The 16,995-nt window shown below is 47.3% G+C and carries 15 protein-coding genes and 1 pseudogene; 6 read left to right on the top strand and 10 right to left on the bottom strand.

What is annotated here, in order from left to right; genetic code table 11:
• Positions 1-94: 94 nt before the first annotated feature.
• Together NDA03_RS20200 and trxA are read right to left on the bottom strand one after the other, a co-directional pair.
• Positions 95-340, bottom strand: coding sequence for a hypothetical protein (locus tag NDA03_RS20200; protein WP_348238960.1), 246 nt, complete (start codon positions 338-340; stop codon positions 95-97).
• A 102-nt stretch (positions 341-442) separates the two neighbouring features.
• Complete coding sequence (gene trxA / locus NDA03_RS20195) at positions 443-760, bottom strand: thioredoxin (protein ID WP_190411703.1); 318 nt, start codon at positions 758-760, stop codon at positions 443-445.
• Positions 761-901: 141 nt separating this feature from the next.
• On the opposite strand from trxA, the gene fabG reads away from it, so the two are divergent.
• Positions 902-1,666 carry a 3-oxoacyl-[acyl-carrier-protein] reductase gene (gene fabG / locus NDA03_RS20190; protein ID WP_190411704.1) on the top strand — a complete coding sequence of 255 codons (765 nt, stop codon included), beginning with the start codon at positions 902-904 and terminating at the stop codon, positions 1,664-1,666.
• A 134-nt stretch (positions 1,667-1,800) separates the two neighbouring features.
• Entirely contained in the window at positions 1,801-2,100 is a 300-nt protein-coding gene (locus NDA03_RS20185; RefSeq protein WP_190411705.1) for a protealysin inhibitor emfourin, read from the top strand.
• A 45-nt stretch (positions 2,101-2,145) separates the two neighbouring features.
• On the opposite strand, the gene NDA03_RS20180 is transcribed toward NDA03_RS20185, so the two are convergent.
• The gene (locus NDA03_RS20180) at positions 2,146-3,219 is read right to left on the bottom strand and encodes a M4 family metallopeptidase (RefSeq protein ID WP_348238959.1); all 1,074 of its coding nucleotides are present in this window, start codon (positions 3,217-3,219) and stop codon (positions 2,146-2,148) included.
• A 252-nt stretch (positions 3,220-3,471) separates the two neighbouring features.
• On the opposite strand from NDA03_RS20180, the gene groL reads away from it, so the two are divergent.
• The 4 genes from groL to NDA03_RS20160 all read left to right on the top strand — a co-directional run bounded on the left by groL (position 3,472) and on the right by NDA03_RS20160 (position 8,725).
• On the top strand, positions 3,472-5,166 hold the full coding sequence (gene groL / locus NDA03_RS20175) for a chaperonin GroEL (protein WP_190432341.1): 1,695 nt from the start codon (positions 3,472-3,474) through the stop codon (positions 5,164-5,166).
• 323 nt (positions 5,167-5,489) lie between these two features.
• The gene (locus NDA03_RS20170) at positions 5,490-6,650 is read left to right on the top strand and encodes a hypothetical protein (protein ID WP_348238958.1); all 1,161 of its coding nucleotides are present in this window, start codon (positions 5,490-5,492) and stop codon (positions 6,648-6,650) included.
• A gap of 51 nt (positions 6,651-6,701) precedes the next feature.
• Complete coding sequence (gene corA / locus NDA03_RS20165) at positions 6,702-7,871, top strand: magnesium/cobalt transporter CorA (protein ID WP_190432336.1); 1,170 nt, start codon at positions 6,702-6,704, stop codon at positions 7,869-7,871.
• A gap of 188 nt (positions 7,872-8,059) precedes the next feature.
• Positions 8,060-8,725, top strand: a complete 666-nt coding sequence (locus NDA03_RS20160; protein WP_190425235.1) for a hypothetical protein — start codon at positions 8,060-8,062, stop codon at positions 8,723-8,725.
• A gap of 147 nt (positions 8,726-8,872) precedes the next feature.
• Here the strand turns inward: NDA03_RS20160 and NDA03_RS20155 are convergent, their stop codons facing one another.
• The 7 genes and pseudogenes from NDA03_RS20155 to NDA03_RS20125 form a co-directional block, all read right to left on the bottom strand.
• Positions 8,873-9,709, bottom strand: a complete 837-nt coding sequence (locus tag NDA03_RS20155; protein ID WP_190411709.1) for a J domain-containing protein — start codon at positions 9,707-9,709, stop codon at positions 8,873-8,875.
• Positions 9,710-9,816: 107 nt separating this feature from the next.
• Complete coding sequence (cysK, locus tag NDA03_RS20150; protein WP_190411710.1) at positions 9,817-10,779, bottom strand: cysteine synthase A; 963 nt, start codon at positions 10,777-10,779, stop codon at positions 9,817-9,819.
• Between the two features lie 123 nt (positions 10,780-10,902).
• On the bottom strand, positions 10,903-11,340 hold the full coding sequence (locus NDA03_RS20145; protein WP_348238957.1) for an Rrf2 family transcriptional regulator: 438 nt from the start codon (positions 11,338-11,340) through the stop codon (positions 10,903-10,905).
• 243 nt (positions 11,341-11,583) lie between these two features.
• Positions 11,584-13,578, bottom strand: a complete 1,995-nt coding sequence (locus NDA03_RS20140) for an iron uptake porin (protein ID WP_348238956.1) — start codon at positions 13,576-13,578, stop codon at positions 11,584-11,586.
• Positions 13,579-13,775: 197 nt separating this feature from the next.
• Positions 13,776-15,467, bottom strand: a complete 1,692-nt coding sequence (locus NDA03_RS20135) for an iron uptake porin (RefSeq protein WP_347276576.1) — start codon at positions 15,465-15,467, stop codon at positions 13,776-13,778.
• A gap of 647 nt (positions 15,468-16,114) precedes the next feature.
• Positions 16,115-16,198, bottom strand: coding sequence for a hypothetical protein (locus NDA03_RS20130; protein WP_347275959.1), 84 nt, complete (start codon positions 16,196-16,198; stop codon positions 16,115-16,117).
• A gap of 684 nt (positions 16,199-16,882) precedes the next feature.
• Positions 16,883-16,995, bottom strand: a pseudogene (locus NDA03_RS20125) (photosystem II protein D2); the annotation flags it as partial.

Raw genomic sequence — 16,995 nt, 5'->3', positions numbered from 1 at the left:
TGTTGAAGCTGAGAAAGCCTTCCGTATGATAGCGATCGCTCATCCGATTCCCTTTTGATGGGCTAAACATCCGTAAGTGGTAATGGGTCTTTAGTCATTTGCCAAGAGTCATTAGCAACAAACTAATGACTATTGGCAACTGATTTAAGGGTTCGCTTTCTTTAGCTTTGTAGATTACCAACTGCTCTCCAGAAATGAATTTCGGTTTGGCATCTCGGTGGTGAAATGCAGCCTCCCTTCGCAGCACTTCTCCCAGCTTTCCGAGATATGCACCAAGTTGAAAGATTAGCCCGGAAGTCAAGTTCCGGGCTGGCTTGGCACCTGACTCAGAAGCCGGCAAGATAGGAGTTCCCGTAAATATCTGCGTCCGCGCTCGTCAGCAGCTCCGGATGCTTTCACCAAAGAGAGCTATTGGTTACACCCAGATACTGCCGATGTAGCCTTAAACCAACGCTTCTAGGCGCTGGATGAGTTGTGGAGCTGTCAGCACACCCTCAATGCGCTCAACTACCTGACTATTTTTAAATAAAACCAACGTTGGTAGGGCGTGAATTTGATATTGGCTCGCCAAGTTTGGATATTTATCCGTATCAATTTTTACAACCTGTAACCGTTCGTTCATCTGGGCGCTTACCTGCTCCAGGATCGGGACCATCATCTGACAAGGACCGCACCAAGTCGCGTAAAAATCCACCAACACTGGCTTTTCAGACCCAGACAGTAACTCTTGAAAATTGTTGAACTGCTTTTTAGTTGCCATGCGATCAAAGTGTTTTCTGCTCTTTCACGACAATCGTAATCTTTTGGAGTATTGATTCGTTCAGTCCGAGGTACGAATCGACCTAAGATCGTTAGCGCAGTTAAATAACCGCGTTCATAACGGATCGAGAGGAATTTATTGATGGAAGCATTGCCAGAGAGCCAGCAAAGATTGCGCGGACAGGTTGCCATCGTTACCGGCGCTTCACGAGGAATTGGTCGAGCGATCGCCCTAGAATTGGCATCTGAGGGAGCCAGTGTAGCGATTAACTATGCCAGTTCTAGTGGAGCAGCCGAAGAAGTCGTGAGTGAAATTACCGCAGCAGGCGGTAGTGCGATCGCCCTCCAAGCAGACGTATCCAAAGCCGATCAAGTAGACGCCCTCCTGAACACCGTGATGGAGAAGTGGAAGCGCGTTGATGTCTTGGTGAATAATGCTGGAATTACCCGCGATACCCTGTTGTTGCGGATGAAGCCGGAAGATTGGCAAGCCGTGATTGACCTTAACCTCACTGGCGTCTTTTTGTGTACGCGAGCTATCAGTAAGGTGATGCTGAAGCAACGCTCCGGGCGCATTATTAATATTTCATCCGTTGCCGGTCAGATGGGCAACCCCGGTCAGGCAAACTACAGCGCTGCCAAAGCGGGAGTGATTGGATTTACAAAAACCGTCGCCAAAGAACTCGCCACTCGCGGCATTACAGTCAATGCTGTTGCCCCTGGATTTATCGCCACCGATATGACGAGCAATATCAAATCAGAGGAAATCTTAAAATTCATCCCCCTCGGTCGTTACGGTCAACCAGAGGAGGTTGCTGGTTTAGTTCGATTCCTAGCCGCCGATCCGGCTGCCGCCTATATCACGGGTCAAACGCTCAATGTGGACGGCGGTATGGTGATGGCATAGCGACCATAGCGGCAGAGGACTGTGAGCGTAGTGACGCTCTCCTCGCGGTCGGAGTGGGAAAGAGAGAGGCCGACAAAGAATAACATCCATCACTGCTTACTATGGAGTTAGTCTTGCTCCCTGCGAGGGAAACTATGCGAATTTCTTTTGAACGGACTGGCGGCTTTGCTGGGATGCGCCTGACAAAAGTTTTTGACACTACGACTCTGCCTGCAAATGAAGCAAATCAGCTGCGCCTCCTGATTGACGCAGCTGATTTCTTTGATTTGCCTGCCGCGATCGCTTCCAACACTCCCCAACCCGACCGCTTTCAGTACAAGCTAACGGTGGAAGAAAACACTCAGCAACATACTGTTTTAGTGAGTGAATCCGCCGTACCTGGAAACTTAAGACCGCTGCTGGAATGGCTGATGGCAGCTGCACGCAGAAATTAAAAATGAAGAATTGCCTCTTCCATTTTTAATGCACGCATTTTTAATTTAAATCACTCCCACTTCTTGCCAACCTTTGCGGACTGCATTCTGCTCCTTGGAGCCTTCGCCGTAGAGTTCTCCAGCGACTGTAATGAGAGTATTCGCAGCCCGTTTAAAATTCGCTCTAGAGCGCAGGCGATCGCGTAAAGCGATATACCAGATTTTCCCTGCCTTTTCCCAAGCGTAGCCGCCAATTTCCACTGCTGCTAAATAAAAGGCACGGTTGGCAATCCCTGAGTTAATATGCACGCCTCCGTTATCTTCCAGCCCTTTGTAGCGGTCTTTATAAGTCGCAGGCTGGGGGTCTTTGCCTAGCACTGGGTCGTCGTATGCTGTCCCCGGTGCCTTCATTGAGCGAATCCCAACGCCCTTAACATTGGCGGTAAACAAACCTTCCCCGATAATCCAGTCAGCTTCCTCGGCGGTCTGATTGAGAACCCGCTGTTTTACCAGAGAACCAAAGACATCGGAAAAAGATTCATTCAGTGCGCCGGATTCGCCGTAATAGATTAGATTGGCTTCATATTGGGTGACGCCGTGGGTTAGCTCATGCCCAATCACATCAATCGCCTTGGTGAAGCGTTCAAAAATCTCTCCATCCCCATCACCGTAGACCATTTGGTCGCCGTTCCAAAAAGCGTTGTCATACTTCACGCCAAAATGAACCGTCGAGTCCAAACGCAGCCCTCGATTGTCGATGGAATTCCGCTCGAACACCTGCTCGTACAAGTCATAAGTTGCACCCGATCCGTCGTAGGCTTCGTTGATCGCGGTATCTTCGCTGGGAGGATCGCCTTCACTCCGCACCAAGGTGCCTGGTAGATCGTTGCCATTTTTAGCATCAAAGATGGTACGACGCTTCTCTCCCGGTGATGCTGCGAACGAGATATTTCCCACTGTCAAGCGCCGTCCGCGAAACTGTTCTGACACGGTTAAGGTTTGAAAAGCCCATGCCCGCTGCTCAGGGTTGCCATTCTGGAGAACCTCCTTCAGCATATGAGGAGGAACGATACAACAAATGGGATGAAGTCTATCGCAGCAAGGTTGCAGCCCTACCGCTCTTTTTTTTGGTGAACGCATAAATTATTTCCTTTGTCAAGGACAGAGCATCAAAAAGTGGATGATAAACGCATTCAATCCAATCCGCTCTAGTTATCGAGAATTCGGCAATTTCGTTACAAAAAGTAACTCAAAAGTGCGTGCGATCGCTCTAGCTGTTTATTATGTGCCTCCCCGATATCAGTCGAGGTGAGGACTCTCATCCTCTCGGATTAGCACTCTGTGCCAGTGAGTGCTAAATTGACTAATGGAAGCGCTCTGAAAACCTAAAACATGGCAAAAATCGTTGCATTTAATGACGAATCGCGGCGGGCACTAGAGCGGGGCGTGAACGTCCTGGCAGACGCCGTTCGCATTACGCTGGGGCCGAAAGGGCGGAATGTCCTTCTAGAGAAGAAGTTTGGCGCACCCCAAATTGTGAACGATGGTATCACCGTTGCCAAGGAAATTGAATTAGAAGACCCCCTGGAAAATACAGGCGCTCGACTGATTCAGGAAGTGGCATCCAAGACGAAAGATATTGCGGGTGATGGCACGACTACGGCGACGGTTCTGGCTCAAGCGATGATTCGTGAGGGCTTGAAGAACGTAGCGGCTGGGGCAAATCCAGTGAGTTTGCGGCGGGGAATCGAAAAAACGATCGCCTTCTTAGTGGAGGAAATTGTAGCGATCGCGAAACCAGTGGAAGGTAGTGCGATCGCGCAAGTGGCAACCGTCTCCGCTGGTAACGATGAAGAAGTCGGCAAAATGATTGCCGAAGCGATGGATAAAGTCACCAAAGACGGCGTGATCACCGTTGAAGAATCCAAATCGATGGCAACGGAACTGGATGTCGTCGAGGGGATGCAGCTGGATCGCGGCTACATTTCTCCCTACTTCATCACCGATTCCGAACGGATGGTGGTGGAATATGAAAACGTCCGGATTTTGATGACGGATAAAAAAATCAACTCTATCCAGGATTTGATTCCCGTCTTGGAAAAAGTTGCCCGTTCCGGTCAAGCTTTGCTGATTATTGCCGAAGACATCGAAGGAGAAGCTTTGGCAACTTTGGTGGTAAATAAAGCGCGGGGCGTACTGAATGTAGCCGCCATCAAAGCGCCTGGATTTGGCGAACGCCGCAAAGCGATGCTGCAAGATATCGCCGTTCTCACTGGCGGTCAGCTAATCTCAGAAGAAGTTGGTTTGAGCCTAGATACCGTCTCCCTGGAGATGCTGGGAACCGCTCAGAAAATCACCATTGATAAAGAAAACACCACCATCGTCGCTGGTGATGCCAAGACGGCAGATGTGCAAAAGCGGATTGCCCAAATTCGCAAGCAGCTAGAAGAAACGGATTCTGACTACGACAAAGAAAAGCTGCAAGAGCGAATTGCTAAGCTTGCCGGTGGTGTCGCCGTCATCAAAGTGGGTGCGGCGACCGAAACCGAACTCAAAGACCGCAAGCTGCGGATTGAAGACGCCCTCAACGCGACCAAAGCTGCTGTGGAAGAAGGTATCGTTCCTGGCGGTGGCGCGACGCTGATTTACCTGAGCAAGAAAGTTGCTGACATTAAAAATAGTCTGGACGCCGAAGAAAAAGTCGGTGCTGACATTGTGGGCAGATCTCTAGAAGCCCCCCTGCGTCAGATGGCAGATAATGCCGGTGTCGAAGGCTCTGTCATTGTCGAGAAGGTGCGCGAGACTGATTTGAATATCGGTTACAACGCGGCTACCGACACATTTGAAGACCTGATCGCCGCTGGGATTATCGACCCTGCGAAAGTTGTACGTTCGGCGTTGCAAAATGCCGGTTCGATTGCCGGGATGGTGTTGACCACTGAAGCCCTGGTTGTCGAGAAGCCTGAGAAGAAAGCGGCTGGTGCCCCGGATATGGGCGGCATGGGCGGCATGGGCGGCATGGGCGGCATGGGCGGCATGGGTGGCATGGGCGGCATGGGTGGCATGGGCGGCATGGGCATGATGTAGTCCATTGTTCGCGTCCCCAGCGCCCACAGGTTGAAACCTGAAGCTAAAAAAACAAAGCCCACCTTTGTGGACTGAAAGAAAAGCAGCTTGTCTCAAACGGCAAGCTGCTTTTTTGTAGCGATCGCTCATTGTAAGAGTGTTACAGTATTGAAAAATTATAGGGTTCAAACCTACTTAACTAGGATAATTCCTCAAACTTCTGTTTAATCAGCATTTTAGGAAAATTTTCAGTAAATACTGTTACTTTAGGTAAATCATCGGGAATCTTATATGAAGGTAGTTCCTTAGATATTTTTCTTTCAGATAGAGGATTAACTTTAACAATGCTAGTCTTTTTTCTTCACGGGGTTGCTACACGGGATGTTAAATATGGAGATAAATTGAAAGGTTTTATTACAGAAGAGTTTACCAAAAGAGGTGAATTACTCCCTCACTTTTATTATAGTTTTTGGGGCGATGTTTTAAATGATGTTGGGAGGATGTGGAACTGGATTCATCAAGATTTACAGGAAGTTAAAAAGGAATCTCCAAATTTAGATATTCAAACCATTTTGAGGTATCAACACTTTAGACAAGGCTTTCTATCTGAATTCGTTGGAGATGCTTTCACCTACCTTAATCAAGAACGGGGCGTAAAAATTAGAGAACTGATTGCAGATCAACTAGAGGACTTTATAAGACGTAACCCTGAAGAAACTGACCTTCATATTGTTGCCCATTCCTTGGGAAGCGTCATCCTATGGGATAGTTTGTTCTCCGATAGATTTGATTCTGATGATGCGGCGTTTCATATTCGTACAATGATTAAAGGAATAGGTGATTCCACCTCCAGAAGACAAGTTTACCTAAGGAGTATTACCACAATGGGTTCTCCTATTTTATTCTTTAACACCATGTTAGGTATTAATCCTAATAAAGTTAAATGTTTTGCTAAGAATTATAAAAACCAAGGTTTGAGATGGATTAATATAATTCATTCCTCGGATATTATTGCCTATCCGCTTCGGACAAGCTTTAACATTAATTCGTCTGATAACATATTTTTACAAGATGAGTATATTTTAGATCATGCTAACCTGGCGGAAAATACTGCCTATACTGTCGGTCAAGTGGATGCAGCCTTAGCTTTAGGAGTTGTTGATGCTCATCACTGGTATATGAATTGTTCTAAAACAGCTAATTTAATTACTGATAATATTTTATCTGGTAAAAATATTATGTATGATGTTATATCTCGCTTAAAAAAAATACCTGAAGTTAAAAATGTTTTAACTCCAGTAAACTATATCTTTGATAAAAAATTACTGCATCTAAATTTTAGAGATGGTAGCGGTAGTATACAAATGTATGTTAATTTTGCCAATATACACCATGTTTATATATTCGATACTAATGAAGCTCGCAAATTTGCAGGATATTTCGGGTGGAATTATGCTAATAGTTTTCAGGAAGAAATTGAATTAATTAAAAGAGAATTTTGCTGAATAAACAATAGATAAAATTCTAAAATAAATACTGAATAGGAGTAAATGCAAATGACACAAAGACGCCCCCAGCCTGCGGAAGTAGTTACACAATACAATGTAGACGAAGACGATGATAATTCTTTGTTTGAAGACTTTTACGATAAACCCGGTAGTCTACCAGGAACAATTTTTATTAATAAAAATTCTCCGCCACCCAAAATTATCTTAATTGACTACAACGAGGCAAACCGCATCTGCATGCCACTTGAGACCCCAGCAGCGTGCGCTAGCTATTTGGATACCGAGTCGGTTTCTTGGGTGGATGTGTTGGGCTTAGGAGATGAAGAAATTTTGCGAGAATTGGGACAGGTTTTTCATTTACATCCATTGGTTTTGGAAGATGTGGTAAATGTACCCCAGCGACCCAAAGTGGATGATCAGGGAGACCATCTGGTGCTTATTAGCCGGATGGTGATGCCTAAAGAAAAAGGCACTGGCTTCTACAGCGAACAAGTGAGTTTAATTTTGGGGAAACACTATTTGCTCACTGTGCAGGAGGAACCACTCCGGGATTGCTTTACACCTGTGCGCGATCGCATTCGTCACAATAAGGGCACTATCCGCAAGCGCGGTGCCGATTATTTAGCCTACGCACTGTTGGATTCAATTATTGATGGATTTTTTCCGGTTTTGGAAGTTTATGGTGAGCGAATTGAAGACTTAGAGGAAGAAGTTATCGCCAATCCTACACGTAAAACTCTAGACAAAATATATCAAGTTAGGCGCGAATTGTTGGCACTCCGTCGCGCTATTTGGCCCCAGCGAGATGCCATAAATTCCTTAATTCGAGATGGGAGTCCTCTTATTTGTGAAGAAGTCCGAATTTATCTAAGAGACTGTTACGATCATGCGGTTCAAGTAATGGACATGGTGGAAACATATCGAGAACTATCCTCTGGGTTAATGGATGTTTATATGTCCTCGGTTGGTAACAGAATGAATGAAGTTATGAAGCTTTTGACTGTAATTTCCAGTATTTTTATTCCCCTCACTTTTGTTGCTGGAATCTACGGCATGAACTTTAATACAGAAAAATCTCCATTCAATATGCCGGAACTAAACTGGTATTTGGGCTATCCGCTTTGCTGGGCATTAATGATAGCGATCGCATCTGGTTTAATTTACTTTTTCTGGCGGCGCGGCTGGTTTGATAATTTTTCCACAGTTAAGGATGACTAGCATCATGTTCATAAATTACTTTTCTTATAGCCTGTAATTTTTTGCTAAAAATTAATGGGAGACAAAAATTTTTGTTTTTAATTACTTAATTCTAAAGTACAAATAAGTAAGTTTCTTTTTTTCAAAAAATAAACTTTGTAATTAAAAACTTTCCCCAATTAACAATTACCAATCACTAATTACTAATTTTGGATGACCGCAATTTATTCATCTTGACTGTCTACATCATCTGTGTCACCTACGTTTTATACCGAGTTTTTAAATCGGTAGATAGAAATCAAGTGATAGTCCATCTCGATCGAGAATCCTTAAATGGACAACTGGAAGCACAAAATCTAAGAGATCGCGTCGATATCCAATTTAAGCTGGAAAAGCGATACCAACTAGATCGACTGCGCGAACTATCGATCCAGATTGACAATAAATCTGCGGAGCATTCAATTGACGTAGACTGGGATCGCAGTTCGCTGACAGATTTCGACGGGCGATCGCGGCGAGTGATTCGCCTGACGCCCAGCATGATTCTGGATCTCTCCCAGCGTCAAGTTTATAGCTTCATTGGATCTGGAAAAATTCTTAAAGAAAAAATAACTGTTGAAGACGTTCTCCAGCGCGACTTGCAAACCGATGTTTTGAAAATCTCAGCGTCCCTTTTTGATCCATCCAAACTCAAAAAACTCTCTAGTCCTGAGAGTACGCTGCACTTTTCTCTAACGCTGGTGCTGCATTTATTTAGGTCTACGAGTGAGACGGGCAATTCCGTTACTCACATTTTGTCTTGTGACTTTACAGTTAAAAAAGCTCCTTGGACAGATGTAATGCGTTGGAATCCCAGAGAAACAACTAAAAAATAAAAATTGAGAAATTCTTAAATTTTTATTTTTGTTTTGGGCACTGGGGAGGCTTTACTTTCATCCAAGCCCCGTTACCACAGTAGGGGACGGTACAGAAAAAGCCCCTACTGGTAACGAGAAAAAAAGCTAGTTTCTAATTTTTAATGGTTAAGCAATGTCTTTGACTGCGTATTGCGCTTCGCAGCGCAAACCAGTGGCAATTCTAAAAAGTTCTTGACCTGTGTGCAGGTAGCCTTCATCATAGTTGAGCGTAAAAAGTTCTAACTCTTCAATGCCATCTGCTACTTGATTGAGGCAGTAGTAAAGATGAACTGCTGCGCCAGCAACATTGGCTGGATTAGGCAAAGAACGAAAAGCCAGCTGAGCTTGTTTGAGATAGTTACGACACTCTTTCAGGTAAGCCTGAAATTGTTCCATCAGTTCATCATCAAAAGGATCGGCTGAAAGTTGGTCTAGTTGGTCTGCCAGAGGATTGAGAATGCGACAGATCAAGCGATTGACCGGCACATAGACTTTCTGAAGCCATTGCTCCAGTTGTTCGTCGGCATCTATTGCTGTCTGTCGATGCGCGTAGTATCGGTTTTCAGCGTTGGCTTGCTGTTGTCGATGCGCGTAGTATCGGTTTTCGGTGTCGGCTTGCTGTTGCCGCTGCGATCGCGCCGAAGCATCGGCTTGCTGGTATCGCTGCGATCGCGCCGAAGTATATGTCGCTGATGATTCGGCTCGTCGCGACGGATGATTGTTAACAGATTGTTCGTGTCTCAGGCGATCTTTGAGCAGCATCTGGTCATAAGACTGCCGCTGTTGAGGGTCGCCCAGTATTTCGTAAGCAGCATTAATCCGGACAATTTGCTCGTGGTTCGCTGTTTCGCGATTACCATCTGGATGAAACAGCTTCACTAGACGCCGGTAAGCTTGCTTGATCTGTACCGGAGTCGCTGCGGGACTAATATCAAGGGTGTCGTAGTGAGTGGAATCTGTCATGGAAATAGCTTTCTGTCAGAGGCATGAGTCATTAGTAGGTAGAGGTATGACTAATGACTCATAGCTCATGAGCTTTTAACTAATGACCACTAACAGTTACTGTAGCGTCAACCCAGCACAGCTGGCACTCGCGGTTCTGGATCTTGGAACAGGGGTGTACTTAAGTAGCGTTCTCCAAAGCTAGGCTGCACCATGACAATCAATCGCCCCTCGTTTTCGGGGCGCTGAGCGACCTTGATGGCAGCATAGAGGGCAGCACCCGTGGAAATGCCGGAAAGCAGTCCTTCTTCACGAGCAAGACGACGACCGTAGGCGATCGCATCATCATCTGTCACTGCGATTACCTCATCAATCAGCTCAACTTTCAGCACTTGGGGAATAAACCCAGCACCGATGCCCTGAATTTTGTGGGGGCCAGGGCGTCCGCCGGACAACACTGAGCTACTGATGGGTTCGACGGCGATCGCTTGAAAACCCGGTTTTCGTGGTTTAATCACCTCTGCAACACCCGTAAGCGTGCCGCCGGTGCCCACTCCAGCGACCAGGATATCCACCTGCCCGTCCGTATCCTCCCAGATTTCCTCAGCAGTGGTTTCCCGGTGAATCTGGACGTTGGCTGGATTGCTAAACTGTTGCAGCATATAAGCATTAGGCGTGCTGTCAACAATTTCTTGCGCCCTACGAATGCAGCGGCTCATCCCCTCAATGCCAGGGGTCAGTTCCAGTTCTGCTCCATAAGCCCGCAGCATCGCCCGTCGTTCGGTACTCATCGTGTCTGGCATTGTCAAGATCAGCCGATAGCCCCTGGCTGCTGCCGCCATCGCTAGAGCAATACCCGTATTCCCAGAAGTCGGTTCCACTAAAATTGTTTTGCCTGGGTGGATCAACCCCTGCTCTTCTGCCGCATTAATCATACTCACCCCAATGCGGTCTTTAACCGAGGCAGCTGGGTTCATACCCTCCAATTTCACCACGATCCGAGCCAAACAGCCTTCCTCTTGGGGAATGCGGTTCAACTGTACTAAAGGCGTCCGACCGATTAATTCTGTAATGTTTTGAGCAATCCGCATAGATTTTAGTTTTTTTCTTGGTTATGAGGAGTCAGAAGTCAACATCAATCATTAAAAAGTGCAAAATTAAAAATTAAAAGAAGCATACTTCATGTTTAATTTTTAGTTTTCAATTTTTAATTTTTAAATGTAATACATGATGTCTAGCTGACGCCTAGAATCCCGTTTTTCTGCTAAATCTTGAAGCGTGTATCCTTGTAAGACCGAATTAGCTGTTTGATGCACTTCCTGCCAGATTTCCTCTACCACGGCACTTTCTACCGTTTTGGAAGTGTTGTTGTTCTCAGAAGGTTTGGCATCCAATCCTTCCAAGCAACTCACAACTTCTAAGAGCGTAATTTTCCAAGGTTCCCGCGACAGCAAATAGCCTCCCTTTGCTCCACGTTGGCTACGCACTAAACCGCCACGCCTCAATGTCGCCAGCAGCTGTTCTAAATATCGATCGGGGATATTCTGTTGAGCCGCGATCTGCCGAATTTGCAACGGTTCATTGTCGCTGTAGTGACACGCTAGCTCTAACAGAGCCAACAGCGCATATTCTGTTTTACAGGAAAGTTCCACAAGCTTGAGATCGAGTGTGAGGGATCGTCAATTCCAGTATACCCCGGTTCTCCACCGGAGTTTGCCGGTTTAAGCATTCGCCAAGAAAAAAGCCCCGCTGATGCGGGGCATAACCGGGTTCGCAAAATTTACGACACAAAAGCTGGGAGCAGGGGAGCAAGGGAGAAGAGGGACAGAGGGAGTAATCACCCCTTACCCATTACCACCTGTCCTAGCAATGTGCGGGCTACTACTTACGTCTCCCTAGAAGCTGAACGTTGTTCTGAGCGTGCCAATAACGGCATCTTCGTTATCGTCATTTTGGTTGGGAGCGGTAATCCAGATGATGCCGGGAGTCACGGAGATGTTATCCGTCAGCTGGTACTTGTAGAATCCTTCGAGGTGATAAGAGAGATCGTTCTTAATCCCGACTGGGCTGCCTTGAACTTCAAGACCTGCCAAGTAGGGTTCTACACCTGCAAAAATTCCCAGGATATTCCCCCGCTTACCCAAATCGGGGAAAGCCACACCTAATCCGTAGTACCAGACCTCGCCTCTGGTACTATTTTCAACCGCGCTAATATCAGTCTTACCAACGAATCCGCTCAGGGAGAATCTGTCGCTCAGTCGTAAGGCAGCCTCAAGACCATAGGAGTTAGTAATCAGTGCGGTATCCCTAGCCAGTACTAATGGAAACCGAGCGCCTGTTCCAGTTGCAAGAGTTGGATCGTTAGCTCCGCGAGAACCTGTTACCGGCCTAGCGCCAGCCGAGCGCGGACTTCCACCAAGGTCGAAAATCCCGTCACCCCGGTTATGGTAGCCGTGGACGTAGGTGGCAGCTAAGCCCAAGCGATCGCTAACGGTAAAGTTGAGTTGGGCGAGAGCAGAATAGTCCCCACCGAACAGGCCAACCTTATCAGCAGGGTTATTCCCATTATCTGCCAAGTAACCCAGGCTCAATGAAGTAGGACCGAGAATCGGTGCTGTACCTACACCGAGCCTGATCCCGATACCGGCACCGCCACCGATTCGATAAATAGGACTCTGCTGAGCAAAGGTTGAGAGTGCTGCGGTACCACCGTCTCCGTCATAAAAGTAAGGGTTGAGGACGGGAGCGTAGTCGGCATGAATTCCACCGGCAGCAGCAATGTATACTTTGGAAGCCCCAAAGGGGAACTCATACGCTAGCCAGTCTAGAAAAATATCGTTGTTGTTACCGGGATTCAGGTCAAAGGTCTGGTTGCCCTCGAATGAACCATTAGGCTGAAAAGGTGTAGTGTTACCAGCCGCAAGACGGGTGTGCAATACATCTCGACCCGTGAAGCTGGTTTGGAAGTCTAAACGAACGCGATCGCCAAAAATGGTATTAGTGTCCTCGCGATCGCTAAACTCGTCCGTGACAGCGAAGATCGCTTCACCCACCAATTTGGTGGTTGTCGAGAACTGATGGTTTTCTAGGAACGTCACCCGTCCTTCCAGGTTATCTACCCGCGTCCGGAGGGTTGCCAGTTCTGCCCCAAATTCATCGATCAGCCGTTGCAGCGTTGCCAAATCTTCTTTGGTAACGAAATCTGCTGTAGACGCGGCAATTAATTTCTCGATTTGCAGCAAACAAGCGTTCAAACCCGCCGCAAATTCATAACGGCTCATTGCCCGGTTGCCCCGATAGGTGCCATCCGGATATCCTGCTATACATCCATAGCGCTCTACTAGGCTTCGCAGCGCTTCGTATGCCCAGTCGGTTGGTTCCACGTCCGACAGTTGGGAGACGTTGGTGACTTGGCTTTGGGAGTTATTTCCTTCCTGGCTGTAGCGATTGATTTGTTCTAAAACGCTGTTGTTGTCAACTGTATTTCCTGCTGGAGCTGTTTGAGCCAGCTTTGAGTCGGCAGCTGGCACGACAGGCAAAGATGTGCCTTCAATCGTTTCTACCCCTAGTGCTTGAGCTGAGTCGGCGGTTGCTGGCTCCTGGCTGGGTGCGACTGCCAACTGTTCTGGCGCTTCCGTCGCAACAACTTTCTGCTCTAACTCTGACTTCTCAGCGGTAGCTGAAAATACAGGGATTGAGCTGACTGTTGGGGTTTCTGGCGCAGTAGCGATCGCTACTGGCTGCAATTCTGGTAGTGCCTCTACCGTTTGGGGCTGAATCACTTCTTTAGCAGCAGGCGTTTGTGCAGCGATCGCTGCCGATGAAACCACCAATGCTGCCCCCAAAACTGCTGGGCTGAATACCAGCGATTTCCAGATAAATTTAGCCATCTTTCCTCTTTTCCTCACACACACCTTATTCAGAAAGATTGACATCCTTCTTAATTTTTCCTGTCATCCTACCACAGCCCAGAAATTGCATTAGGTAATAAATCATACAAAAAAGCCCCGCATTGAGCGAGGCTTTACTGATTTCATTTCACAATATTAGGCAAGCTATATAACCCAGCCGCCTAGCTTTTGTGCCACTAGAAGCTGAACGTAGTTCTGAGCGTACCGATAACAGCGTCGTCGTTATCATTGCTTTGACCGGGAGCTGTCAGCCAGACAACTCCAGGAGTAACAGAGATATTCTCCGTCAGCTGGTACTTGTAGAAAGCTTCAATGTGGTAGGGTCGATCTTTACCAACTGGAACCCGAGCACCCTCAAGTTCGAGACTTCCCAGATAGGGTTGGGCACCGGCGAAGATCCCCAAAACGTTACCCCGTTTCCCTAGGTCAGGGAAGGCTACCCCTAATCCATAGCTCCAGACTTCACCATCTCCGTCACCAATCACTGTGACGTCGCTATAAGAGACAAAGCCACTGAGTGAAACTCTGTCACCCAATCGGAAAGCACCTTGTAATCCATAGGAGTTACTGACCGTTGGACTTGCGTCAGCTGATATACCAAGTGCGGATGAAACGAAGGGACCAATAACCCCTGGATTGTTGGCTAAAGCGGTACCAACTACACCCTGGCCTCTGCCACTGTCGAATATCGAGTTGCCGGAACTATGGTAACCGTGAACGTAGGTAGCCGCCAAGCCGAATCGGTCGCTGACAGTGAAATTTAGCTGCGCCAGAGCAGAATAGTCACCGTTGAACAGACCACCATGCTGATTAATACCTAGTCCAAGCGGTGTGCTATCGGCAGGATTATTGGCATTATCTGCTAGATAACCCACCGTTAATGAAGTGGGACCGAGAATTGGTGCCCGACCGACACCCAGTCTCAGACCAGCACCAGCACCGCCCCCGATGCGATAAATGGGGCTGTACTGAGCAAAGGTTGAGAGTGAGCCGCTACCACTGTCACTGACTCCGTTATAGAAGTAAGGATTCAAAACAGGGGTGTAGTCGGAATGGCGTCCTCCAGTGGCTGAGATGTAAACTTGGGAAGCGCCAAACGGAAACTCATACGCCAGCCAGTCTAAGCCAATATCATTGCTGTTGTCGTTGTTGAAACCGAGGTTAAAAGTCTGAGTTCCCTCGAATGTGTCGGGGGTTAAAAGTCCCAGGTTCCCAGCGGCGAGACGAGTGTGCAATACATCTCGACCTGTGAAGCTAGTTTGCAGGTCTAAACGTACCCGGTCTCCAAAGATGGTGTTGGTGCCACGGTCATCGACATCCACATCCAAGTCGCTAACGCTAACATCACCCGTAAACGAGTCCGTGACAGCAAAGATCGCTTCACCCACCAATTTGGTGGTTGTCGAGAACTGATGGTTTTCTAGGAACGTCACCCGTCCTTCCAGGTTATCTACCCGCGTCCGGAGGGTTGCCAGTTCTGCCCCAAATTCATCGATCAGCCGCTGAAGTGTGGCTAAATCTTCTTTGGTAACAAAATCTGCTGTAGACGCGGCAATTAATTTCTCGATTTGCAGCAAACAAGCGTTCAAACCCGCCGCAAATTCATAACGGCTCATTGCCCGGTTGCCCCGATAGGTGCCATCCGGATATCCTGCTATACAGCCATAGCGCTCTACTAGGCTTCGCAGCGCTTCGTATGCCCAGTCGGTTGGTTCCACGTCTGACAGTTGGGAGACGTTTGTGACTTGGCTTTGGGAATTATTTCCTTCCCGACTGTAGCGATTGATTTGTTCTAAAACGCTGTTGTTGTCAACTGTATTTCCTGCTGGGGCGCTTTGAGCCAGCTTGGTGTTCGTCGGTGCTGCCATTGGAACCGACACGCTGTTGTCTACGCCTAGAGCTTCGGCTGAATTGGCGGTTGCTGCGTCCTGGATGGGCGTTGCTGCCAACTGTTTTGGCGTCTCTACTGCTGGCACTACAGGTACAGACGTGCTATCGAGCTTCTCTACCTTTAGCGCTTCTGCCGAGTTGGCGGTTGCTGCATCTTGAATCGGCGCTACTGCTAACTGTTCTGGCGTTTCCACTTCAACTGCACTCAGCGCTTCGGCTGATTTAGCGGTTGCTGAAAACACGGGGGCTGAGTTAGCTTCCGGGGCTTGGGGTGCAGTAACCAAAGCCACTGACTGAACTTTCGGTAGGTTTGCCTCAGTCGTTTGGGGCTGAATTACTTCAGATGTTACGGGCTTTTCAGCTGCGATCGCAGCTGAAGAAAGCACGAGTGCCGCTCCCAAAACTGCTGGACTTACTAGCAGAGATTTCCACATTAATTTAGCCATCTTTCCTCTTTTCCTCACACACACTTTTTCAGAAAGATATTTCAGAAAGAGTGACAATCCTTCTTGATTTTTCAAGTCATCGTAACACAGATTGGACGGTGCCACCACCTCACCAGCGCCTGAAATGATTGCTAGAGCGCTTATTGAGATTTTTCGTGTTATTTTTCGGATGACCTAAGTCACTCTTTAAAAATGACTTGCGCCCTATCAAAGTCTTTTGTTGTCAACCCATCGCTATCATCTGTTGTCAGTGTTAGCGTCACCTTATTGTACAAAATTTCTCGTAGATGATGCTTTGTTTCTATTGAGATGGAGCAACAGCAACTAATTTGTTAATCTGGGCGATCGCTTCTCCAAACTTTTTTCATTTTCTCTTCTACTGCTTCCCTGGCTAACTTGATAGCTGATGAATGCTTTGTTAATTGCCAGCTCGCTGAGTATCTACGCCATCGCCTTCCTGAAAAAAAGTCCCTAAAAAACTATCCGCCCCCACGGGAAGCGTTTTGGTATCACCATTACACTCAATGTGAGGGCGGTCTAGCGGGTCTTCAAATTAGCACCAGACTGTCGGAAGGAACTCCAAATACCAGCCTAGCTCTTTCAGCCTTTAGTTAATCCTACTAGGGGATTAAAACTGGCTTTTAGAGAACAGCTCCGACGCTCAGCCGGTTAACGCTAATTTGATGACCCATAAATTTACTACTATCACTCATGGGCATCACCTCCTTGTTGCCTGAACGGTCTAATTCTCAAAAGGAGTAGGGGAAAAATCGCTAAGGATTCATTCCCTTCATTTAGATTAGCACAGGCTAGAGCAGATGTGGGCTGGCTTGAAAAAAAATACCCCGCAAGTGGCGGGGTATCGTTCAATGAGGAGTGCTGTAGGAGCGGGATCGCCCCGCCCATGCTGAGTTAGAGAAAATTAACTCAATATTTCACTCCTGACATTACAGTGCGTTACCGCGAGGCAGAACCTCTTCAGGGAAGATAAAGTTCTCGTGGGGTTGATCCTGAGGAGCCATCCAAGCCCGGATGCCCTCATTGAGGAGAATATTCTTGG

The sequence above is a fragment of the Trichocoleus sp. Lan genome, from assembly GCF_039961855.1.
GTDB lineage: Bacteria > Cyanobacteriota > Cyanobacteriia > Cyanobacteriales > FACHB-T130 > FACHB-T130.
The sequence above is the reverse complement of the archived record's forward strand: the minus strand, read 5'-3'. Positions and strand labels throughout refer to the sequence as shown.